Below are 21,442 nucleotides of genomic sequence, written 5' to 3'. Positions count from 1 at the left end.
GATGTGAGGATGCTGCCATGACGAACGCTTCGCGCGCTCAGGTCGATTTGGACGCCCTCGCGCGCGATCTGCGTCAGGATAAGGGCCAGACGCCGCAGGCGTCCGGCAAGGCCGACCCGCTGGCGGAACTCGCCCGCATCGTCGGCCAGGACGATCCGTTCCGCGCGCTGCTCGCCGCCCGCGACGAGATGCGCGCCGTGGCGCCCGCCGCGCCGCAGCAGGCGGGCTGGAATGCCCGGGTCGAGCCGAGCTTCGCCCCGGAGGCCGCCAAGGCGACGCCGGCCGACGCGTTCGACCAGTATCTCGCCTCCGTGGAACAGGACACGCACCGCGAGGGCTCCGGCTACGCCGCGGAGAGCGGCCCGACCGCCACAGGCGACGACGAGACCTACGCGGACAGCCGCGCGCTCCGTCGCGCCAATCCGCGGCGGCGCCTCGTCTCCGTGGGCGCCGGCGTGGCCGTGGTGGCGATCGCCGTCACCGGGGCGCTCACCTACAAGGGCCTGAGCAACTCGGGCCACGGCGGCGTGCCGGTGGTCCAGGCCGATTCCACACCCCTCAAGGTCGCCCCGAAGGTGGCCGACGGCGTCGAGATCCCGGATCAGAACCGGCAGATCTACGACCCGAAGGGCAAGAAGGACGGCCAGATCAAGATCGTGAACCGCGAGGAGCAGCCCCTCGACGTGGCCGAGGCCGCGCGGGCGGCCCAGGGCCCGTCGCAGCCGACCGGCGCCCAGGGCGGCACGACGCCGGGCAACGGCCCGTTCGAGGCGTTCGGTGAACCGCGCCGCGTGCGCACCGTCGCGGTCAAGCCCGAGGCGCCGCCCGCGCCGCCGCCGCGGGAGCAGCAGGCCGCCGATGCCGGGCCGGCCCCGATCCCCACCATGGTCCTGCCGAGCGACGAGCCGGCGGCCCCGCCGCCCGCGAAGTCCAAGCCCGTCCGCCAGACCGCCGCCGCCATGCCGGCGGCCACCGCGACGCCCGTCGACGCGCAGCCGGAAGCCGCGGTCGAGCAGCCGGCGCCCAAGCCGGTGGCCGTGAAGCCGCCGCCGAAGGCCGCCCAGCGCATCGCCGCCGTCGCCCCGCCCGGCGCGGCCGCGCCCGACACCACCGCCAGCACCACGACCGACGACGACGCCGTGAAGTCCGGCCCGGTGAGTGGCTTCTCGGTGCAGCTCGGGGTACGCAGCTCCGCCGCCGAGGCGAAGGCCGCGTTCCGACAGATGCAGGCCAAGTACTCGCAGCTCGCCGGCAAGCCCGAGCTGATTCGGCAGGCTGAGGTCAACGGCAAGACGATCTACCGCGTCCGCGTCGGACCGCTGGAGAAGGCCCAGGCCGCGAGCCTGTGCAGCGCCCTGCAGGGCGAGGGCGGCCAGTGCTTCGTGGCCAAGAACTGAACCCCTGACGTCGCGCCGCGGACGGGACATTGCGCCCGTCCGCGGTGATCCGCGCCGCACGATCGACCGAGTCCGCACGGCAACACGGGCGGTGCGATCGCCCCGGCCGGCGCCCCCGGGCCGCGGTTTGGTCTTGCCCACTCCCCGTTCCCGCCCGACTCTGTCGCCATCGATACGAACCGCCCGGCGGTCTCCGCCGTCCACGCGCCGTCGTCGCGCCGCCACCGAGCAGTGTCCGAGCCGTTCCTGATGACCTCCCGCGCCCTGATCCTCGGCTGCTCCGGTAAGTCGCTCTTGGCGGAGGAGAGGGCCTTCTTCCGAGACGTGAAGCCCTGGGGCTTCATCCTGTTCAAGCGCAACATCGGGACGCCCGACGAGGTCCGCGCCCTCACCGGTGCGCTCCGGGACTGCGTCGGCTCCGAGCAGGCGCCGGTTTTGATCGACCAGGAAGGCGGCCGGGTCCAGCGCATGGGGCCGCCCCACTGGCCGGCCTACCCGGCCGGCGGCCGCTACGGCCGCCTGAACGGCAGCGCCGCCACGGTCGCCCGCCTCGGGGCGCGCCTCATGGCGCACGACCTCGCCGAAGTCGGGATCAACGTCGACTGCGCCCCCGTCCTCGACGTGCCGGCGCCGGGCTCGCACGACATCATCGGTGACCGCGCCTACGGGACGAGCCCGGAGCGGGTGGCCGAGATCGGGCGCGCCGTGGCCGAGGGCCTGATGGCCGGCGGCGTCCTGCCGGTGATGAAGCACATTCCCGGGCACGGGCGCGCCACCTGCGACAGCCACCACGGCCTCCCGGTGGTCGACGCGCCCAACGCGGATCTCGCGGATCAGGATTTCCGGACCTTCCGGGCGCTCGCCGACCTGCCGATGGCGATGAGCGCGCACGTCGTCTTCACCGCCATCGACCCCGACCGGCCGGCCACCCAGTCGGCGACCGTCATCCGTGACATCATCCGCGGCGCCATCGGCTTCGACGGCCTGCTGATGACCGACGACCTGTCCATGCACGCGCTGACCGGCACGTTCCGCGAGCGGACGGAGCGCGCCTTCGCGGCGGGGATCGATGTCGGGCTCCACTGCAACGGCGCGATGGACGAGATGCGGGCCGTGGCCGAGGCGGCGCCCGAACTCACCGGCGCGGCCGCCCGCCGCGCCGCCGCCGCGCTGGCGCGGCTCGACCCCGCTGGCGACGGGCTGGACGTCGCGGAGGCCCGGGACCGCTTCGCCGCGGCCCTCGCGGCCGCCTGACCTGAGACACCTTGCGGCCTTCCACCGCGGCCTTCCACCGGCCGTGGCATCGCCTCTGCTTGTGTTCGGGCGGCGCGATCCCTAGGTTCGCCCCGAAATCCTCAACCGGACGTGGCGTCACGCTCCCGCTTCTTCGGGGCGCCCGCAGGAGGTTGCCATGGGCAGCATGAGTATCTGGCACTGGGTCATCGTCGCGGTCATCGTGATGCTGCTGTTCGGACGCGGCAAGGTGTCCGACCTGATGGGCGACGTCGCGAAGGGCATCAAAGCCTTCAAGAAGGGCATGGCCGAGGACGAGACGCCGCCGGCGGTCCAGGCCGCGCCGCCCCCGGCCGAGCCGGTCCGCACCATCCCGCACGCTACCGAGACGAGCCCCGGAACCGCGATCCCGGCGAGCCATCTCCCCGGCGGCGAGCGCAAGCCGGTCTGACGGCGAGCTGGACTGTAGGACCGTCAGAGCGCGCGCGCTCGTGTAGAGCCTGACGGGGTCCGGCCGCCGTGCCGGATCTCGGGGCAGCAGGACCGTCGACGACATGCTGGACATGAGCTGGGGCGAGGTGATGCTGATCGGCGGCGTCGCCCTCATCGTCATCGGGCCGAAGGATCTGCCGAAGGCGCTGCGCACCGTCGGGCAGATCACGTCGAAGCTGCGCCGCATGGCCGGCGAGTTTCAGATGCAGTTCAACGAGGCGATCCGCGAGGCGGAACTCGACGACGTCCGCCGCGAGGTCGACGGGATCCGCAACACCGTCCGCACGGCGGGCTCGACCTTCAATCCGGTGCAGACGATCCGCGACGAGCTGAAGGGCGCCGTCGAGGGCCGGGCCAAGATGGGTCCGGAGAAGATGGGTCCGGAGAAGCCCGGCCCCGAGACCCCTTCCGTCGAGACCCGGTCCCTGGCCGATGCCACGGCGCAGCTGAAGGCCGAGCAGGAAGCCGCGGCGCCTCACGCCGCCGGGACGCATCCGGACACGTCCGCCGCTGGGGCGACCCGGCAACCGGCGACCGAAGCCGCGGAGGCGCCCCTGCCCGTACCCGGATCGGTGGACGATCCGTTCGGGCCTCCGCCCGAACCGCCCGCCGCGCACCCCGCCTCCGAAGAGTCCAAGAACGGCACGACGGCCCGATGATCAGCGAGGCGGACGAGGCCGAGATCGAGGCGTCGCGGGCGCCCCTGCTCGAGCACCTGATCGAATTGCGCGCGCGGCTGATCAAGTCACTGATCGCGTTCGTGCTGATGTTCTTCGCGTGCTTCTTCTTCTCGCGCGATATCTACAACGTGCTGGTCTACCCCTACGTGTCGATCGTGGGCGCGCAGAACGCCGAGCTGATCGCCACGCACTTCCTCGAGCAGGTGTTCACCAACATCAAGCTCAGCGTCTTCGGCGCGGCCTTCCTGGCTTTTCCCGTGATCGCCACGCAGATCTACGCCTTCGTGGCGCCGGGCCTCTACCGCAACGAGCGCAAGGCGTTCCTCCCCTACCTGGTCGCCACGCCGATCTTCTTCGTCCTCGGCGCGCTGGTGGTGTTCTTCCTGGCGATGCCGCTGCTGATCAAGTTCTCGGTGTCGCTCCAGCAGGTTGGCGTGGCCGGCGAGCCGACGATCAAGCTGCTCCCGAAGGTCGACGAGTACCTGTCGCTGATCATGACGCTGATCTTCGCGTTCGGCATCGCGTTCCAGCTGCCGGTCATCCTGACGCTGCTCGGACAGATCGGGATCATCGACGCTGCCTTCCTGCGCGAGAAGCGCCGCTACGCGATCGTGCTGGTCTTCGTCGCCGCCGCGATCCTGACGCCGCCGGACGTGATCTCGCAGCTCTCCCTCGCGATCCCGATGCTGCTCCTCTACGAGGCCTCGGTGTTCTCGGTGGCGCGGGTCGAGAAGCTGCGGGCGGCGCGGCGCGCGGCGGAAGGCCTCGAGCCGTGAGGCGGCCGGCGCGCCGGACTCAGTCCGGCGCGCGCAGGCGGTAGCCCACGCCAGTCTCGGTGAGCAGGTAGCGCGGGCGCTCCGGGTCCGGCTCGAGCTTCTGGCGCAGCTGCCGGATGTAGACGCGCAGGTACTGCGGATCCGACGAGGCCGGCGCGTGGCGCATGAGCTGCGCGTGGGTGAGCACCTTGCCGGCATGCTGCACCAGCACGCGCAGGAACTCGTACTCTCGCGGCGACAGCTTGACGTCCCGCTCGCCCACCCGGACGACGCGTCGGACGAGATCGACCGAGAGGTCGTCGACCCGGAAGACAGGCCGCTCGCCCTGCATGGCGAGGCGGTGGCGCAGGGCCGTGCGGATGCGCGCCAGCAGCTCGTTCATGCCGAACGGCTTGGTGACGTAGTCGTCGGCACCGAGATCGAGGGCCTCGACCTTGCCGCGCTCGTCGTCGCGGCTCGACAGGATCACGACCGGCAGGTCGGGCCAGCGCTCGCGGATCGCCGCCAGGAGGGCGTGGCCGGCCATGTCGGGCAGGCCGAGGTCGAGGATCGCGAGATCCACCCCGCCGGCCTCCAGGGCGGCGACCGCCGCGGCCCCGTCCGCGGCCTCGACGACCGCGTAATCCTGCGTCCCGAGGCCGGTTCGGAGCAGCCGGCGGATCGGCGGCTCGTCGTCGATCACCAGGATGCGGGCGGCACTCACTTGGGCCGCCCCTCGTGGCGGATCCGGGCGGCCGGACGGGTCATTCCGGCCGAAGCAGCACGTGCCGCTTCTTGCCGAAGGAGAGCTTGATCACGCCGTCCGCGGTCACGTCGCCGCGGCCGAGGACTGCCTTCTCGTCCGTGACCGGCACGTCGTTGACCCGCAGCCCGCCGCCCTTGATCTGCCGCCGCGCCTCGCTGGTGGAGGGCACGAGCTTGGCGACCTCCGGCCCGAAGGCCGTCAGCACCCCGAGCCCAGCCTCCAGGGTCGCGGACGGCACGGTCACGCTCGGGAGGTCGGCGGCGAGCGTGCCCTCGACGAAGGTCTTGCGGGCGGTCTCGGCTGCGGCCTCCGCGGCCTCGCGGCCGTGCATCAGCGCGGTGGCCTCGGTGGCGAGCACCGTCTTGGCCGCGTTGATCTCGGAGCCGGCGAGGGCGGCGAGACGCGCGATCTCCGCCATGGGCAGCAGGGTGAAGAGCTTGAGGAAGCGGGCCACGTCCGCGTCCTCGGTGTTCCGCCAGAACTGCCAGTAATCGTAGGGCTTCAGCATCTCCGGGTTGAGCCAGACGGCGCCGGCCGCGGTCTTGCCCATCTTGGCACCCGACGACGTGGTCAGGAGCGGGCAGGTCAGGGCGTAGAGCTGCGGCGTGCCCATGCGGCGGCCGAGATCGATGCCGTTGACGATGTTGCCCCACTGGTCCGACCCGCCCATCTGCATGACGCAGCCGTAGCGGCGGTTCAGCTCCACGAAGTCGTAGGACTGGAGGATCATGTAGTTGAACTCGAGGAACGACAGTTCCTGGTCGCGCTCCAGGCGGAGGCGCACGCTGTCCATCGACAGCATGCGGTTCACCGAGAAATGGCGGCCGACGTCGCGCAGCATCTCGATGTAGTTGAGCTTCGTCAGCCACTCGGCGTTGTCGACCATCACGGCGTCGTTCGCGCCTTCTCCGAAGCGCAGGAACCGGTCGAAGGTCTTGCGGATCTCGGCCTTGTTGGCGTCGATCTGCTCGACGGTCAGGATCTTCCGTGTCTCGTCGCGGCCGGACGGGTCGCCGACCCGGGTGGTGCCGCCGCCCATCAGGGCGATCGGCTTGCCTCCGGTGGCCTGCAGCCAGTGCAGCATCATGATCGACAGAAGGTGCCCGACATGGAGCGAGGGCGCCGTGCAGTCGTAGCCGACATAGGTCGTGAGCCGGCCCTCGAGGGCCGCCGCGTCGATGCCGGCGAGGTCCGAGGTCTGGTGAATATAGCCGCGCTCGGTCAGGATCCGCAGGAAGTCGGATTTCGGCGCGAAGCTCTCGGCGGTCATGGATGCGATCTCGGGTCGCGCGCTGGCGCGACAGGCCGAGGCCCCGCATGCTAGCTCGCGCTGGGTTCAGGATACGGCGCGCTCTTAGCAGGGCGTTGGCCGAAAGGCACGGGGCAGGACGGCATGGCGATGATGCGCGCGATCGGACTGATGAGCGGCACCTCGCTGGACGGCGTGGACATCGCGCTGATCGAGACCGACGGCGAGCGGGTCCACGTGGTCAAGGGCCACAACAACTTCCTCGAGCCGCTGGGGCCCACCGGCTACCGCGGCTACGCCGACGACGAGAAGACGCTGCTGCGCGCCGCCACCAAGGACGCCGAGTCCGTGCTCCATCCCGGCGACCGGCCCGGGCGACTGCCGGAAGCCGAGGCCTTCGTCACCCTCGCCCACGCCGAGGCCGTGGAGCGCTTCCTGGAGGAGCACGGCCTGACCGCCTCCGAGATCGACGTGATCGGCTTCCACGGGCAGACCGTGATCCACCGTCCGGACCAGCGGATCTCGATCCAGATCGGCGACGGCCAGGCACTGGCGACCCGGCTCGGCATCCCGGTCGTAGCGGACCTGCGCCGGGCCGATATCGAGGCGGGCGGGCAGGGGGCGCCGCTGGTCCCGGTGTTCCACAAGGCGCTGGCCGAGGCGTCGGGCTTCGACGGGCCCTTCGGCATCCTCAACATCGGCGGCGTGGCCAACGCGACGCTGATCGACTCGAAGGGCGGCGTCATCGCCTTCGACACCGGACCGGGCAACGCGCTGATCGACGAGTGGATGCAGGAGCGCGAGGGCAAGAACCTCGACGACGGCGGCCGCACCGCTGCCCGCGGACGGCCCGACGAGCAGCTGCTGGCCTGGCTCCTCACCCACCCGTTCTTCTTCCGCAAGCCGCCGAAGTCGCTGGACCGGAACTGGTTCTCCCACAAGCTCGCCGGCCAGCTCTCCACCGAGGACGGCGCCGCGACGCTGACGGCCTTCACGGCACGGGCCGTGGCCCGCGCCCTCGACCATGCCCCCGAGGTCCCGACCCGCTGGATCGTGGCCGGCGGCGGCGCCCGCAACGGCGAGCTGGTGCGCCTCCTGAACTACCACCTGCGCGCCGAGATCACGACCGCGGACGCGATCGGCTGGTCCTCCGCCTACCTCGAGGCGCAGGCCTTCGCGTACCTGGCGGTGCGCTCGCTCCGCGGCCTGCCGATCACCTTCCCGTCGACCACCGGGGTGCGCGAGGCCATCACCGGCGGGGTGCTGGCGCGGCCGTGAGCCTCGGCTACGCGCTGCGGCGGATCGTCGAGGAGTACCCGCTCGCCCGGCTCGATCCGCCGGCCGGCCACCCGTTGGCCACCGTCATCCGCAAGGGCGCGCCGGACGAGCTGCGCGCGGCGCTGGCGCCGATCGACGGGCCGTTCCTCGTGAAGGGCAGCCCGGGGCGCGGGAGCAAGTGGGCGGCGGTCCCCTGGATCGCCGTGTTCGATCCCGCCGTCACCACCAGCGCGACGCGGGGCTACTACCTCGTCTACCTGTTCCCCGCGCATCGCGAGGCGGTGCACCTCTCGCTGGCGCAGGGAACGGTGGCGGCGATCCGGAGCCACGGCCCGGCGGCGGCCGGCACCCATCTCCGCACCAGCGGCGCGGCGCTGCGGGCGCGGCTTTCGGACTTCGCCGGCGCGCTGCCGCACGCGACGATCACACTCGGCAGCGCGGGCGAATTGCCGGAGGGCTACGAGGCCGCCCACATCCTCGGCCTGACCTACGACCTGGCCGATCTCGGCGACGAGCGCCGGCTGCGCCGGGATCTCGCCGCGGCGGTCGCGGCGTACCGGGCGCTGAAGGCGCGGGGCGGGCTCGATCTGCCCGGTCCGCCGAGGGCACCATGAGGCCTCAGGCCGCTCCGGCCCGTCGCCGAGCGCGGCAGCCTCAGCGCGTCTGCCCGGCCGCCCTGCACGGACCAAGTTTGTGCCCCCGGCGCTCCCGCGCTAAGGCAGCCGCGCCATGTCGCACAACACCTTCGGCCACCTGTTCCGCGTCACGACCTTCGGCGAGAGCCACGGAGTCGCGCTCGGCTGCGTCGTCGACGGCTGCCCCCCGGGCCTGCCCCTGGAGGCCGAGGAGATCCAGGCCGAGCTGGATCGCCGGAAGCCCGGCCAGTCGCGCTTCACGACCCAGCGCCGCGAACCCGATCAGGTGAAGATCCTGTCCGGCGTGTTCGCGGACGACCGCACCGGCGGCCGCCAGCTCACCACCGGCACGCCGATCGCGCTGATGATCGAGAACACGGATCAGCGCTCGAAGGACTACTCGGAGATCCGCGACAGCTACCGTCCCGGCCACGCCGACTACACCTACGACGTGAAGTACGGCATCCGTGACTATCGCGGCGGCGGCCGGTCCTCGGCGCGGGAGACCGCCGCGCGGGTCGCGGCCGGCGCCGTGGCGCGCAAGGTCATTCCGGGCGTGACCATCCGGGCGGCCCTGGTGCAGATGGGCCCGCACGCCATCGACCGATCCCGCTGGGACTGGGACGCGGTCGGCAACAACCCGTTCTTCTGCCCCGATGCCGAGACGGCTTCCTTCTACGAGACCTATCTCGACGGGCTCCGGAAGGACGGCTCGTCGGTCGGCGCCGTCATCGAGGTCGTGGCCGAGGGCGTGCCGCCCGGCCTCGGCGCGCCGGTCTACGGCAAGCTGGACGCGGACCTCGCCGCCGCGATGATGTCGATCAACGCCGTGAAGGGCGTGGAGATCGGCGACGGCTTCGCCGCGGCAACCCTGCGCGGCGAGGACAACGCGGACGAGATGCGCGCCGGGAACGGCGGCCGGCCGCGCTTCCTGGCGAACCACGCGGGCGGCATCCTGGGCGGCATCTCCAACGGCGAGCCGGTCGTGGTGCGCTTCGCCGTCAAGCCGACCTCCTCGATCCTGACGCCGCGCCGCTCGGTCACGCGCGACGGCGCCGAGGTGGATCTCGTCACCAAGGGCCGGCACGATCCCTGTGTCGGCATCCGCGCCGTGCCGGTCGCGGAGGCCATGATGGCCTGCGTGCTGGCCGATCACTATCTGCGCCATCGCGGACAGGTCGGATCCCAGCCCTGATCCGGGTCCGTCCCAACGATTCGAGAATGCCCGTGCCCCACTGCTCCGTCACAGAGGCCATCGCGGCCTTCGCCCGCGGCGAGATCGTGGTCGTCACCGACGACGACGACCGCGAGAACGAGGGCGACCTCGTCGTCGCAGCCTCGCTCTGCACGCCGGAGAAGATGGCGTTCATCATCCGCAACACCTGCGGCATCGTCTGCGCGCCGCTCACGCAGAGCGAGGCGCGGCGGCTCCACCTCGCGCCCATGGTGGCGTCGAACGACGCCCCCCTGGGCACGGCCTTCACCGTCACGGTCGACGTCAAGCACGGCCTGACGACGGGGATCTCGGCGGAGCAGCGCTGCAACACGGTGCGGGCGCTCGCCAACGGCAACATGGGCGCGGGCGACTTCGTGCGGCCAGGCCACGTCTTCCCGCTCATCGCCCGCGACGGCGGCGTGCTCATGCGCTCGGGCCACACGGAGGCGGCGGTCGACCTGTGCCGCCTCGCCGAGCTGCCGCCCGTCGGCGTGATCTGCGAACTCGCCAACGACGACGGTACGGTGATGAAGGGGCCGCAGATCGAGGCCTTCGCCGAGAAGCACGGCCTCAAGCAGGTCTCGGTGGCCGACCTCATCGCCTACCGACAGGCGCGCGACCGGCTGGTGGAGCGGGTCGGCCACTTCACGGTCCGCTCGAACCACGGCGACGTGAACGCCTACGTGTTCTCGACGCCCTTCGAGTCGATCCAGCAATTCGCCTTCGTGATGGGCGAGATCGGCGACGGTCGGGACGTGCTGGTGCGCCTGCACCGCTCCAACGTCGCCGCCGACGTGATCGGCGGCGGCAAGCAGATCGACGCCGTGCTGAAGCGCTTCGCGGCCGCCGGCCGCGGCGTGCTGGTCTATCTCCGGGACGGAACCGCGGGCGTGCCGGTCAAGAACGTCACCGAGGAGGGGACGGAGGCGCTGCGGGCGCGGCAATGGCGCGAGATCGGGCTCGGCGCCCAGATTCTGCGCGATCTGGGTGTTGTCTCCATCCGCAACCTCGCGACCTCGTCGCGCTCCTATGTCGGCCTCTCGGGCTTCGGCATCGAGCTCCTGGGCGACGAGCCTCTCGAAGGCTGAGGCAGGACCGGGACGCCCGGTCAAGCGCGGCGCAGGACGGTCCAGACCGCGGCGCCGGCCATGATGGCGGCGGCACCGCGGTTCAGCCGCGCGCGGAAAGCCGGCCGTCGCAGCGACTCGCGCGCCCGCGCCGCGAGCGCCGCGTAGGGCGTCGTCACGGCGAGCAGGATCGCGGCCGTGACGATGACGAGGGTGGCGAAATCCGCCGCCGTCACGCCGCGCAGGTCGACGAGCGTGGGCAGGATCGCGAGGTAGAAGACGATCGTCTTCGGGTTGCCCAGGGTGACGGTCAGCCCGGCGACGAAGCTGGCCAGCGGCCGGTCGCGGGCCGCTGCCTCGACCCGGGCCCCCGCTCCGGCCGCGCGCCAGAGGCGGCACGCTAAGTAGGCCAGGTAGAGCGCCGCACCGTAGCGAACGACGACGAAGACCGCGCCGAACGCCTCGGCGACGAGCGACAGGCCGAAGATGGCGGCGGCCAGGTACGTCAGGTCGCCCAGGATCAGGCCGGCAGCGAAAGCCATTGCGGCGCCGAAGCCCGCGCCCAGGGCCCGGGCGACCAGGGCGACGATTCCGGGCCCGGGGATCGCGGCCGCGACGCCGAGGGCGAGCGCGTAGGTCAGGAATCCCGCCGGCGTCATCGCCCCGAACCGGCGCCAGCGCCGGGGGCGCGCCGATGCACCGGCGGCATCGTTCGGTTCCGTGGCGGCATGGCTGCGATCTCCCCCGAGCCGCCGATTATGGCTTGCCGGCGGACGGCCGCAACGGCCGCGTCAGCGCCCCATCAGGGCGTCGACATGGGCCGCCACCGACTTGCCGAGCCCTTCGAGGCTGTAGCCGCCCTCGAGGATCGAGACGATCCGGCCGCCCGCGCAGCGCTCCGCGAGGTCCATCAGGCGGCGGGTCGCCCAGCCGAAATCCTCGGCCTCGAGGCGCAGGTTGGCCAGAGGATCCAGCTTGTGCGCGTCGAAGCCGGCGGAGATCACGATGACGTCGGGCCGGAAGGCTTCCAGACGCGACAGGATTCCGGTCTCGAAGGCCTCCCGGAAGACCTCGCCGTCGTCGTTCGGCCGCAGCGGCACGTTGACGATCGTGTCCTTCTCGCCGCGCTCGGAGGGCGACCCGGTCCCGGGATAGAGCGGCATCTGGTGAGTCGAGCAGTAGAGCACCGAGGCGTCGTTCCAGAAGATGTCCTGACTGCCGTTGCCGTGGTGGACGTCCCAATCCACCAGGGCCACCCGCTCGGCGCCGTGCTTCTGCCGGGCGTGGCGGGCCGCGATGGCGGCGTGGTTGAACAGGCAGAAGCCCATCGCGCGGGTCCGCTCGGCGTGGTGGCCGGGCGGGCGCATGGCCACGAAGGCGTTGCGGCACTCGCCGCCGACGACCGCGTCGACCGCGTGCATCCCTCCGCCCACCGCGCGGAGCGTCGCCTCCAGGCTGCCCGCCGACAGGATCGTGTCGGAATCGATGCCGACCATGCCGTGCTCGGGCACCGCCGCCACCAGGGCGTCCACGTAAGCGCGCGGATGCGCGAGGGTGACGGCCTCGATCTCGCCGCGGGGCGCCGTGGCCCGCACGAGTCCGGCGAAGCGCTCGTCCTCCAGGGCCCGCTCCACGGCGCGCATCCGGGCCGGCCGCTCCGGATGCCCCTCGGGAACCTCGTGATCGAAGCTGGCGGGATGGCTCACGTAGAGGGTGGTCACGAGGGTCGCTCCCGGATGCTCGCCTGTCGCGCACCGGCAACAGGAGCCGGCAATGTGCCACGGGCCCAACGCGCGGACTACGGCGGGGTGCCGTTGCCCCCTTATGGTTGCGCGATTCGTCAACGGGACGGATCCGGATCGCCGATCCTCCGTCCGCGGCCGCGACGATCCTCGAGGCGGGACATGCGCATCATCTCGGTACTCGGCTGCGCCCTGCTCCTGGCGGGCTGCACCTTCAAGGGCGTGCCCGATCCCGCCCTCTCGGCCCGCGACGCCGAGTACATGGCCCTCGTCCCGGAGGCCGAGTTCGATCCGCACTTCGCGCGCTACGAGATCGCCGACCCGACCCGGGAGGCGCCCGGCACGATCGTGGTCGAGACCAAGGAGCGCCAGCTCTACCTCGTCCTGCCGAACGGCCGGGCGATGCGCTACGGCGTCTCGGTGGGCGACGAGGCCTATGGCTGGACCGGCACCGCCCGGATCGACCGCAAGGCGGAATGGCCGGCCTGGAATCCGCCGGCCGAGATGATCAAGCGCTGGCCGCACGTCCACGCCATGCAGGGCGGCCCGATGAATCCGCTCGGCGCCCGGGCCCTGTACCTGTCGGATCGCGGCCGCGACACGCTCTATCGGATCCACGGCACCAACGAGCCGGAGAAGATCGGTCAGGCGGTCTCCTCCGGCTGCATCCGGATGCGCAACATCGACGTGGTCGACCTCTACAACCGGGTCCCCGTCGGGGCCACGGTCATCGTCCGGTAACGCAACCGGTCAACGTCCCAATAAGCCTGCTTGCTCGGGGGGTGTTTACCTGAACTTCCGTTCAGATCTCGCCATTAACCTCTGGAAGGGGGGCGGTCCCGTAAGTTGAAGACACACAGGGACTAGAGCCGACCGCAACAAAGGTCGGGGAGGCAGGCGATCATGACCACCATTTCCGTTCAACAGTTCTGCAACCATGCTGTCTCGGCCGGCACGATCAGCGACGAGGACCTGCTCGTCCTGAAGCGCGAAGTTCTCCCGGACGGCCTGATGAGCCGCGAGGACGCCGACCTGCTGATCGCCCTCGAGCGGGCGGTGATCGGCTCCGACGCCTTCGCCGACTTCCTGGTCGCCTCGGTCGTCGACTTCGCGGTGTGGGGCTCGCGCCCGACCGGCTACATCGACCGCGACGTCGCCGCGTGGCTCGCCGCCTCCCTCAGCGGCCGCGACGGCCCGAGCGCCGTGGGTGCCCGGATCGCCATGGAAGTGGTCCGCGAGGCCGAGAGCAGCGCCGAATCGCTGGTCGCCTTCGCCCTGGAGGCCAACCGTCGCGTCCGCGACACGGCCCAGGCCCCCCGCATGACCTTCGCCCTGGCCGCCTGAGCCTCAGACCAAGGCGCAGCTTCCGTCCGCGGCGCAACTGATCTATCGGGACAGTCAAGCCGGTGCGCAATCCGGCGATCTCGAAAGCAGTGCGCCAGCGATGTTCGACAAGATCCTGATTGCCAACCGGGGCGAGATCGCCTGCCGGGTGATCAAGACGGCCCGGAGGATGGGCATCAAGACCGTAGCGGTCTACTCGGATGCCGATCGCGACGCCGTGCACGTCGCCATGGCCGACGAGGCCGTGCATATCGGGCCCGCTGCCGCGTCCGAATCGTACCTCGTGATCGAGAAGATCGTCGAGGCCTGCAAGAAGACCGGCGCCCAGGCCGTGCATCCCGGCTACGGCTTCCTCTCCGAGCGCGAAGCCTTCCCGAAGGCGCTCGAGGCCGCCGGCATCGTGTTCATCGGCCCGAACCCGGGGGCCATCGCCGCCATGGGCGACAAGATCGAGTCGAAGAAGGCGGCAGCCGCCGCCGAGGTCTCGACCGTTCCGGGATTCCTCGGCGTGATCGAATCACCCGAGCACGCCAGGAAGATCGCCGACGAGATCGGCTACCCGGTGATGATCAAGGCGTCCGCTGGCGGCGGCGGCAAGGGCATGCGCATCGCCTACTCGGGCGAGGAAGTGGCGGAGGGCTTCGCCCGCGCGAAGTCGGAGGCGGCCTCCTCCTTCGGCGACGACCGGGTCTTCATCGAGAAGTTCATCACCGACCCGCGCCACATCGAGATCCAGCTGATCGGCGACAAGCACGGCAACGTCGTCTACCTCGGCGAGCGCGAGTGCTCGATCCAGCGCCGTAACCAGAAGGTGATCGAGGAGGCGCCGTCGCCGCTCCTCGACAAGAAGACCCGCCGCAAGATGGGCGAGCAGGCGGTCGCGCTCGCCAAGGCGGTGAACTACGATTCGGCCGGGACGGTCGAGTTCGTCGCCGGGCAGGACAAGTCGTTCTACTTCCTGGAGATGAACACCCGTCTGCAGGTCGAGCACCCGGTCACCGAGATGATCACCGGCCTCGACCTCGTCGAGCTGATGATCCGGGTCGCGGCCGGCGAGAAGCTTCCGATCACCCAGGACGACGTGAAGCTGAACGGCTGGGCGGTGGAGAGCCGCGTCTACGCCGAGGACCCGACCCGCAACTTCCTGCCCTCGATCGGCCGGCTGACCACCTACCGTCCGCCGGAGGAGGGCCAGCAGGGCACGGCGATCGTGCGCAACGATACCGGCGTGGAGGAGGGCGGCGAGATCGCCATCCACTACGACCCGATGATCGCCAAGCTGGTCACCTGGGCGCCGACCCGGGCGGAGGCGGTGGCTGCCCAGGCCGAGGCCCTCGACGCCTTCGCAATCGACGGCATCCGCCACAACATCCCGTTCCTCTCGGCGCTGATGGCCCATCCGCGCTGGCAGGAGGGCCGGCTGTCCACAGGCTTCATCGCCGAGGAATTCCCCGAGGGCTTCACGGCGCCGGAGCCTGCCGGCCCGGTGGCGGTCCGCATGATGGCCGCCGCGGCGGCCATCGACCACAAGCTCAACCAGCGCAAGCGCGGCATCTCCGGGCAGATGCGCGCGCCCGGCCTCTTCGCCTTCGAGCGTGAGCGCGTCGTGATCCTGGCGGGCCAGGCCTTCCCGGTGACGGTCGAGCCGGAGGGCGAGGACATCCTCGTCACGCGCGACGACGGCGCGGCGCTCACGGTGGCGAGCGCGTGGCGCCCGGGCGAGCCGGTCTGGATCGGCACGATCGGCTCGGAGCGGGTGGCGATCCAGGTGCGCAGCCTCCTCAACGGCGTGTTCCTGCAGCATGCCGGCGCGGCCGCCGAGGCCCGGGTCTACACCCGGCGCGAAGCGGAACTCGCCGCCCTGATGCCGGTGAAGGAGCAGGCGGGCTCGGGCAAGCAGGTGCTCTGCCCGATGCCCGGTCTCGTGAAGCAGATCCTCGTCACCGAGGGCCAGGAGGTGAAGAACGGCGAGCCGATCGCGGTCGTCGAGGCGATGAAGATGGAGAACGTGCTCCGCGCCGAGCGCGACGCCACGGTGGGGAAGATCCACGCCAAGGAGGGCGACAGCCTCGCCGTCGACGCGGTGATCCTGGAATTCGCCTGATCGCCGGCGCGCGTCGCGCTCCCGGCCCTCACTGCGTTCGCGACGCGCAGACGAGAGCGTCGGCGCCGGCGCCGCGCACCATCGCCGTCGCGTCCGCGGTGATCGGCTTCGTCACGCCGATCACCGCCCTGAGCTTCGGGATCGCGGATGCGCCTGCCCTGCGGCCGGCGACCGCCTTCTTCGCGGCGATCTGGCCTTGCGCGGCGATGCCCCGGCCTCGGGCCGGGAGGCGCGTGCTTCGAAGCATCAGACCCTGTATTCGGGCGAGATCGTCGTGACATGCGTGAGTCGCGCCGTCACGCTGGTGCTCGCCGCTGCGGCCGTGCGCGCCATCGGGTGGTCCGCGCAGCGCGACGCGCGCGGGTCTGTGCAATAAGCCGGAAGCTCGGCCAACGAATCGCGGCTGCATGCCCCTCTATTTCGCCTACGGCGCCAACATGGATGCCGCCGCGATGGCGCTGCGCTGCCCGGTTTCGCGGCTGATCGGCGGCGGACATCTGCCGCGCCACCGCTTCATCATCATGCGCGAGGGCTACGCGTCCGTGGTGCCCGATCCCCGACGCACCGTCTGGGGCGTCTTGTGGGAGCTGGCTGTTGACGACGTCCCGGCGCTCGACCGCTACGAGGGCGTCGCCGGCGGCCTCTACACCAAGGCGGCGCTCCCGGTCCGCACGGGGGAGGGCGTCAAGCGCGCCCTGATCTATCGCGGGTGCTCGACCGCGCCCGGCCGCCCGCGGCCCGGATACCTGGAGGCGGTCGTCGCGGCGGGGCGCGCGGCGCAGCTGCCCCCGGCCTATCTGCGGGAGCTCGGCACCTGGGCCCGCGGCCTGCCGGCCTGAGCGCCGCGCAGTTGGTACGCGACATGCTTGCCCACGATCGAGCTGGGGGGCGAACGGCAGCACCGCGCCCGGCCAGCCATCCGTGATTGCGCGGCGCGCCCGTCGGTCAACGACGATCGGCGTGCGCCCGCGAGGGAGAGTTGTGCATGTCGTATCTGGCGCCCGCCGATTTCGTGAAGAAGGCCGTCGATGCCGGTGAGGCAAAGGTCTTCATGGCCACCAAGGACACGTTCATCCGGGCCTACATGGCCGGCGCGATCCTGGCGCTCGCCGCTGCCTTCGCGGTGACCATCAATCAGACGACCGGCCAGCCGCTGGTGGCGGCCCTGCTGTTCCCGGTCGGCTTCTCGATGCTGTACCTGCTCGGCTACGACCTGTTCACCGGCGTCTGCGTGCTCACCCCGCTCGCCCTCATCGACAAGCGCCCCGGCGTCACCGTGGCCGGCGTCGCCCGCAACTGGGTGCTGGTCTTCTTCGGCAACTTCGCGGGCGCCCTGACCACGGCGGTGATGATGTCGATCGTCTTCACCTTCGGCTTCGCCACCGAGCCGAACGCCGTCGGCAAGCTCATCGCCGGCATTGGCGAGGCCCGGACCCTCGGCTACGAGAAGTACGGCGCCTCCGGCATGCTGACGCTCTTCGTCCGCGCCATGCTGTGCAACTGGATGGTCTCGACCGGCGTCATCGGCGCCATGCTGTCGACCTCGGTGCCCGGCAAAGTCATCGCCATGTGGATGCCGATCACGGTGTTCTTCTTCATGACCTTCGAGCACTCGGTGGTGAACATGTTCCTGTTCCCGTCGGCGATCCTCATGGGCGGCCACCTGACGGTCATGGACTACCTGCTCTGGAACGAGATCCCGACGCTGATCGGTAACATCGTGGGCGGCATCGCCTTCACCGGCCTGATGCTCTACTCCACCCATGTCCGCACCGGCGCGACGCGGAGCCAGACCCTGGGTGCCGGCGTCCGTCGCCCGATCGCGGCCGAGTAAGGCCCCACCGGCCCGCGCCGCCCGGCGCGGGCCCCGTCAGACGAGACCGCGCCCGCATGAGTGAGACCCGGACGATCTCCGTCATCGTCACCGGTCGCGTCCAGGGCGTGTCCTACCGGGCCTGGACGCAGTCCGAGGCCCGCGCCCGCGGCCTCGCCGGCACGGTGCGCAACCGCGACGACGGCTCGGTCGAGGCGGTCTTCAGCGGCGCGCCGGAGGCCGTGGCGGAGATGGAGGCCCTGTGCCGGTCGGGTCCGCCGGGCGCGCGCGTGGCCGACGTGACCGCGCGGGACGGCGGCGACGTGCCGACCGGCGGCGCGTTCCGGATCCTGCGCGACTGACAACGGCGCCGCGGGTTCAGCGCGCGCCCGCGGACTGGTATGGCGGACCGCCCCTTCACGCATCCGCCATCCGGAGACCATGACCGACCTGTCCGCCGGCAGCGCCGCCTTCTCGCACCTCGATCTCGCGGCGCTGCTCTACTTCATCCTCGCCTGGATCGCCTACGGCCTGTCCGTCGGACGGTTGCGCGGCAGGATGGTCTCCCTCAGCCAGATCATGAACGGCCACCGGGCCAACTGGGCGCGCCAGGTCATCGGCCGCGACAACCGGGTGGTCGACACGCAGATCAACGCCTCGCTGCAGAACGGCACGGCGTTCTTCGCCTCGACCTCGCTCATCGCCCTGGGCTCGGTCCTGACCCTGTCGCGCTCCGGGGACGATGTCCTGAACCTGTTCGCCACGCTGCCGTTCGGGACGGCGGCCAACCGCCTGACCTGGGAGCTGAAGGTCGCCGGCCTCGCACTGATCTTCGTCTACGCTTTCTTCAAATTCGCCTGGGCCTACAGGCTGTTCAATTACACGGCGATCCTGCTCGGCGCCGTGCCGCACAAGGGATCCGGCACGAGCGAGATCGAGATGCTGCGGGCGGTGCGGCGGCTCGCGGCCATGAACGTCAGCGCCGGGCGTCACTTCGCCCGCGGGCAGCGGGCGTTCTTCTTCGCGCTCGCCTATCTCGGCTGGTTCATCAGCCCCTACGTGCTGTTCGTCTCGACGACCGCCGTCGTGATCATCATGTGGCGCCGCCAATTCGCCTCGGAGATCCGCAAGGCGCTCCTGGAAGCCGGGGAGGGACCTCACGAGGGGCCGCTCGAGGCTCCGCTCCTGTCGCCCGCCGAGGAGGCCCGCACATGACCGACCCACGACCCGACGACGCCGCGATCGAGACGACGATGCTGCGCCTCGTGGCCGAGCGCGGCGCCGACAAGACCGTCTGTCCCTCGGAAGTCGCCCGCGCCCTCGGCGGCCCGCACCCGGACGGCTGGGGTCCGCTGACGCAGCCCGTGCGACGGGTCGCGGTGCGACTGGCCCACGCGGGACAGATCGCGATCCTGCGGAAGGGGAGACCCGTCGACCCGGACGATTTCCGCGGGATCTACCGATTGTCGCTGCCGGTCTCCGGCGCGGCCTCGGAAGCCCCCTCGGCATCCGGGCCCGGCAGCCAGTCCGGCGTGTAGCCGGACAGGCGATAGGCGACGAGGCCGATCCACTCCTTGACGGCCAAATCGAACTGGAGCAGCCCGTCCGACGCGAAGCCGTGGAAGTGCGCGACGTCGCTCCAGCCGCGGGTCCGGTAATCCACCGGGAAGGCGTCCACCGTGAAGCCGGCTTGGCGGAAGCAGCCGACCGCCCGAGGCATGTGCCAGGCCGAGGTCACGAGCAGCCAGCGCTCGCCGGGCTTCGGCTTCACCAGGGCCGCCGAGAAGGCGGCGTTCTCGTGGGTGTTGCGCGAGCGGTTCTCCAGGATCAGGCGCGTCCGCGGCACGCCGATCACGTCCGCCTGCCGGCTCACGATGTCGGCTTCGGCCATGCCGCCCGCGATGAAGCCGCTGCCACCGGAGAAGATCAGCCGTGCCGCCGGGTAGCGCCGGGCGAGGTCGCCGAGGTAGATCGGCCGCTCGCCGGCATCGTTGACGACGATCTGGCGACGCGCCTCTGACAGACCCGCTTCGATGCCGCCACCCAGCACGATGATCCCGGTCGGGGCCGGGCCGTCGTCCGGATAGGCCGGGAAGCGCTGCTCGAGCGGGATCAGGGCCACGTCCGAGAGGGGCGCCAGTCCGGCGGCGCCGAGCAGGAAACTGCCCAGCAGCGCGAGGCCGAGACCGCTCCTCCGCCAGCGCGTCACCGCCGCGACGGCGATCCCGAGCAGGATCGCGAAGATGCAGAAATTCGACGGGGTGATCAGGAAGAAGATCACCTTCGAGGCGGGGAAGAACACGGGGCTCAGGCCGGCCTCGTCTCGGCCTCGAACCGGGCGAGGGCCGCGGCGTCCGGCGGGAGGAGGCTCGCGAGGTCCGCGCCGCGCTCGACCTCGCGCTGGATCCAGAGGTCGAGGCGCTGCTGCTCCACGGCCTCCAGGGCGACGCGCTCGGCGAGCGCCGCCGGCACCGCGACGAGGCCGGTCGTATCGCCGACCAGGATATCGCCGGGATGGATGGCGGCACCGCCGCAGGCGACGCGCTCCTGCGTGCCGACCAGGGCCAGGGCCCCGGTGGCCGCGGCCGTCCGGCACCAGGCGGGGAGGCCGACCTCCTCCGGCAGGGCCGCGTCGGTGATCAGACCGGCGGCGCCGCGCTGGGCAAGGCGCGCCGCCAGGATCGCCGCGAAGGGAAGGACGAGGCCGGAGGATCCCGCATCGATGACCACGACGGCCCCCTCGGGCACGGCGTCGACGGCGGCGGCGAGATCACCCGCGGCGTCGTCGCGGGCCGGGATCATCCGCATCGTGTAGGCGGCTCCGACCACGGTCGCGCTCCCCCGCGCCGAGAGACCGTGCGGGGTGCAGGCCTTCACCCCGGCCCGCGCCAGGGCGCGGGCGAGGCTCGCCGGGGTCACGGCGGAGAGCGCGTCGCGCAGGGTCGGGTCGATCGCCATCAAGGGCTCCGTGAAAGGCCGGTCCGGATCCGGGCGGCGCGGTCGGGGAAGGTGGATCGCGCGGGCGCGCCGGCAAGGCTCGGGGCGCCGCGGCGACCGTCAGGCGATGGGCTCGCCGAGCGCCCGGGCGGCACCGGGGCGGGCCGCGACCCGCTCGTACCAGCGACGCAGCGCCGGGCGCTCGATCCGCTCGGTCGGAAGGTTCAGCCAGCGATGCGCCGCGCAGCCGAGGGCGATGTCGGCGATGCTGAAGCTGTCGCCGACCACGTAGGTGCGGCCCTCGAGATGATGGTCGAGGATCTCGGCCATGGCCTCGCTCTTCTCGACCGAGGCGGCGATCAGGCCGCGGTCCGGATCGGCCGCGCGGTAGAGCTGCCAGAACGCGTCGCGCATGGCCGGCGTGAAGCTCGTGGCCTGCCAGTCGAGCCACTGCTCGACGTGGGCGCGCACCCGCGGATCCGCCGGCAGGGCCAGGGCCGGGCCGGTCGCCGCAAGGTAGCGGAGGATCGCGTTGGACTCCCAGAGGACGAAACCGTCCTCTTCCAGGGTCGGAACGAGGCCGTTCGGGTTCATCGTACGGTAGCCGGGGTCGTTGACGACCCCGTGGGCGCCGCCGGCCTCGACCCGGTCGTACGGCAAGCCCGTCTCGTCGAGTCCCCACACCGCCTTCTGCACGTTCACCGAGGTGAGGCGGCCCCAAAGCCTGCGCATAA

25 protein-coding genes are annotated in these 21,442 nt (G+C 71.4%); 17 read left to right on the top strand and 8 right to left on the bottom strand.

The window, feature by feature from the left end; genetic code table 11:
• Positions 1-17 precede the first annotated feature (17 nt).
• The 5 genes from ACTJK8_RS09800 (at position 18) to tatC (ending at position 4,578) form a co-directional block, all read left to right on the top strand.
• Positions 18-1,397: an SPOR domain-containing protein gene (locus tag ACTJK8_RS09800; protein WP_059408883.1), complete on the top strand. Its 1,380-nt coding sequence runs from the start codon at positions 18-20 to the stop codon at positions 1,395-1,397.
• Positions 1,398-1,646: 249 nt separating this feature from the next.
• The gene (gene nagZ / locus ACTJK8_RS09795; RefSeq protein WP_440761843.1) at positions 1,647-2,651 is read left to right on the top strand and encodes a beta-N-acetylhexosaminidase; all 1,005 of its coding nucleotides are present in this window, start codon (positions 1,647-1,649) and stop codon (positions 2,649-2,651) included.
• Positions 2,652-2,808: 157 nt separating this feature from the next.
• Entirely contained in the window at positions 2,809-3,081 is a 273-nt protein-coding gene (locus ACTJK8_RS09790; RefSeq protein WP_012319717.1) for a twin-arginine translocase TatA/TatE family subunit, read from the top strand.
• 103 nt (positions 3,082-3,184) lie between these two features.
• On the top strand, positions 3,185-3,781 hold the full coding sequence (gene tatB, locus ACTJK8_RS09785) for a Sec-independent protein translocase protein TatB (RefSeq protein WP_012319716.1): 597 nt from the start codon (positions 3,185-3,187) through the stop codon (positions 3,779-3,781).
• Positions 3,778-4,578 carry a twin-arginine translocase subunit TatC gene (gene tatC / locus ACTJK8_RS09780; protein ID WP_012319715.1) on the top strand — a complete coding sequence of 267 codons (801 nt, stop codon included), beginning with the start codon at positions 3,778-3,780 and terminating at the stop codon, positions 4,576-4,578. Before tatB ends, tatC begins: the two co-directional genes overlap by 4 nt.
• A gap of 19 nt (positions 4,579-4,597) precedes the next feature.
• On the opposite strand, the gene ACTJK8_RS09775 is transcribed toward tatC, so the two are convergent.
• Both ACTJK8_RS09775 and tyrS read right to left on the bottom strand, forming a co-directional pair.
• The gene (locus ACTJK8_RS09775; RefSeq protein ID WP_440761842.1) at positions 4,598-5,281 is read right to left on the bottom strand and encodes a response regulator; all 684 of its coding nucleotides are present in this window, start codon (positions 5,279-5,281) and stop codon (positions 4,598-4,600) included.
• Between the two features lie 40 nt (positions 5,282-5,321).
• Positions 5,322-6,593: a tyrosine--tRNA ligase gene (tyrS, locus tag ACTJK8_RS09770; protein ID WP_012319713.1), complete on the bottom strand. Its 1,272-nt coding sequence runs from the start codon at positions 6,591-6,593 to the stop codon at positions 5,322-5,324.
• Positions 6,594-6,716: 123 nt separating this feature from the next.
• Here tyrS and ACTJK8_RS09765 point away from each other — a divergent pair, with 123 nt between their 5' ends.
• The 4 genes from ACTJK8_RS09765 (at position 6,717) to ribB (ending at position 10,789) form a co-directional block, all read left to right on the top strand.
• Positions 6,717-7,850, top strand: coding sequence for an anhydro-N-acetylmuramic acid kinase (locus ACTJK8_RS09765; protein WP_024829728.1), 1,134 nt, complete (start codon positions 6,717-6,719; stop codon positions 7,848-7,850).
• Positions 7,847-8,464, top strand: coding sequence for a DUF3578 domain-containing protein (locus tag ACTJK8_RS09760; protein WP_440761841.1), 618 nt, complete (start codon positions 7,847-7,849; stop codon positions 8,462-8,464). Before ACTJK8_RS09765 ends, ACTJK8_RS09760 begins: the two co-directional genes overlap by 4 nt.
• A 115-nt stretch (positions 8,465-8,579) precedes the next feature.
• Entirely contained in the window at positions 8,580-9,680 is a 1,101-nt protein-coding gene (aroC, locus tag ACTJK8_RS09755; protein ID WP_029357410.1) for a chorismate synthase, read from the top strand.
• A 32-nt stretch (positions 9,681-9,712) separates the two neighbouring features.
• Positions 9,713-10,789, top strand: coding sequence for a 3,4-dihydroxy-2-butanone-4-phosphate synthase (gene ribB / locus ACTJK8_RS09750; RefSeq protein WP_012319708.1), 1,077 nt, complete (start codon positions 9,713-9,715; stop codon positions 10,787-10,789).
• Positions 10,790-10,809: 20 nt separating this feature from the next.
• Here ribB and ACTJK8_RS09745 read toward each other — a convergent pair whose 3' ends face one another.
• Positions 10,810-11,427, bottom strand: coding sequence for a LysE family translocator (locus ACTJK8_RS09745; RefSeq protein ID WP_024829731.1), 618 nt, complete (start codon positions 11,425-11,427; stop codon positions 10,810-10,812).
• 132 nt (positions 11,428-11,559) lie between these two features.
• Positions 11,560-12,489: a histone deacetylase family protein gene (locus ACTJK8_RS09740; RefSeq protein ID WP_012319706.1), complete on the bottom strand. Its 930-nt coding sequence runs from the start codon at positions 12,487-12,489 to the stop codon at positions 11,560-11,562.
• A 183-nt stretch (positions 12,490-12,672) separates the two neighbouring features.
• Between ACTJK8_RS09740 and ACTJK8_RS09735 the strand changes: the two genes are divergently transcribed.
• The 3 genes from ACTJK8_RS09735 (at position 12,673) to ACTJK8_RS09725 (ending at position 15,958) form a co-directional block, all read left to right on the top strand.
• Positions 12,673-13,251, top strand: coding sequence for a L,D-transpeptidase (locus ACTJK8_RS09735; protein ID WP_024829733.1), 579 nt, complete (start codon positions 12,673-12,675; stop codon positions 13,249-13,251).
• Between the two features lie 162 nt (positions 13,252-13,413).
• A complete protein-coding gene (locus ACTJK8_RS09730) occupies positions 13,414-13,854 on the top strand; it encodes a hypothetical protein (protein WP_012319704.1) in 441 nt (146 codons plus the stop codon).
• A gap of 100 nt (positions 13,855-13,954) precedes the next feature.
• Complete coding sequence (locus ACTJK8_RS09725; RefSeq protein ID WP_012319703.1) at positions 13,955-15,958, top strand: acetyl-CoA carboxylase biotin carboxylase subunit; 2,004 nt, start codon at positions 13,955-13,957, stop codon at positions 15,956-15,958.
• Positions 15,959-15,986: 28 nt separating this feature from the next.
• Here ACTJK8_RS09725 and ACTJK8_RS09720 read toward each other — a convergent pair whose 3' ends face one another.
• Positions 15,987-16,367: a hypothetical protein gene (locus ACTJK8_RS09720; RefSeq protein ID WP_440761840.1), complete on the bottom strand. Its 381-nt coding sequence runs from the start codon at positions 16,365-16,367 to the stop codon at positions 15,987-15,989.
• On the opposite strand from ACTJK8_RS09720, the gene ACTJK8_RS09715 reads away from it, so the two are divergent.
• From ACTJK8_RS09715 to ACTJK8_RS09695, 5 genes are all read left to right on the top strand, one after another.
• Positions 16,366-16,797: a gamma-glutamylcyclotransferase family protein gene (locus ACTJK8_RS09715; protein WP_012319701.1), complete on the top strand. Its 432-nt coding sequence runs from the start codon at positions 16,366-16,368 to the stop codon at positions 16,795-16,797. The genes ACTJK8_RS09720 and ACTJK8_RS09715 overlap by 2 nt on opposite strands.
• Positions 16,798-16,943: 146 nt before the next feature.
• Complete coding sequence (locus ACTJK8_RS09710) at positions 16,944-17,792, top strand: formate/nitrite transporter family protein (protein ID WP_058606795.1); 849 nt, start codon at positions 16,944-16,946, stop codon at positions 17,790-17,792.
• A gap of 56 nt (positions 17,793-17,848) precedes the next feature.
• Entirely contained in the window at positions 17,849-18,133 is a 285-nt protein-coding gene (locus ACTJK8_RS09705) for an acylphosphatase (protein ID WP_012319699.1), read from the top strand.
• Positions 18,134-18,212: 79 nt separating this feature from the next.
• A complete protein-coding gene (locus ACTJK8_RS09700) occupies positions 18,213-18,986 on the top strand; it encodes a DUF599 domain-containing protein (RefSeq protein ID WP_012319698.1) in 774 nt (257 codons plus the stop codon).
• Positions 18,983-19,309, top strand: a complete 327-nt coding sequence (locus ACTJK8_RS09695) for a DUF3253 domain-containing protein (protein ID WP_440761839.1) — start codon at positions 18,983-18,985, stop codon at positions 19,307-19,309. The genes ACTJK8_RS09700 and ACTJK8_RS09695 overlap by 4 nt, the downstream gene beginning before the upstream one ends.
• Here the strand turns inward: ACTJK8_RS09695 and ACTJK8_RS09690 are convergent.
• The 3 genes from ACTJK8_RS09690 to ACTJK8_RS09680 all read right to left on the bottom strand — a co-directional run bounded on the left by ACTJK8_RS09690 (position 19,228) and on the right by ACTJK8_RS09680 (position 21,440).
• On the bottom strand, positions 19,228-20,073 hold the full coding sequence (locus ACTJK8_RS09690) for a YdcF family protein (RefSeq protein WP_116655637.1): 846 nt from the start codon (positions 20,071-20,073) through the stop codon (positions 19,228-19,230). The two genes, ACTJK8_RS09695 and ACTJK8_RS09690, sit on opposite strands and share 82 nt — an antisense overlap.
• Positions 20,074-20,078: 5 nt before the next feature.
• On the bottom strand, positions 20,079-20,729 hold the full coding sequence (locus ACTJK8_RS09685) for a dimethylmenaquinone methyltransferase (RefSeq protein WP_063111530.1): 651 nt from the start codon (positions 20,727-20,729) through the stop codon (positions 20,079-20,081).
• A gap of 99 nt (positions 20,730-20,828) precedes the next feature.
• Positions 20,829-21,440, bottom strand: coding sequence for a glutathione S-transferase family protein (locus ACTJK8_RS09680; protein ID WP_440761838.1), 612 nt, complete (start codon positions 21,438-21,440; stop codon positions 20,829-20,831).
• Positions 21,441-21,442: the final 2 nt, after the last annotated feature.

It is taken from the genome of Methylobacterium sp. 22177 (genome assembly GCF_052045615.1).
Classification (GTDB): domain Bacteria; phylum Pseudomonadota; class Alphaproteobacteria; order Rhizobiales; family Beijerinckiaceae; genus Methylobacterium; species Methylobacterium radiotolerans.
The sequence above is the reverse complement of the archived record's forward strand: the minus strand, read 5'-3'. Positions and strand labels throughout refer to the sequence as shown.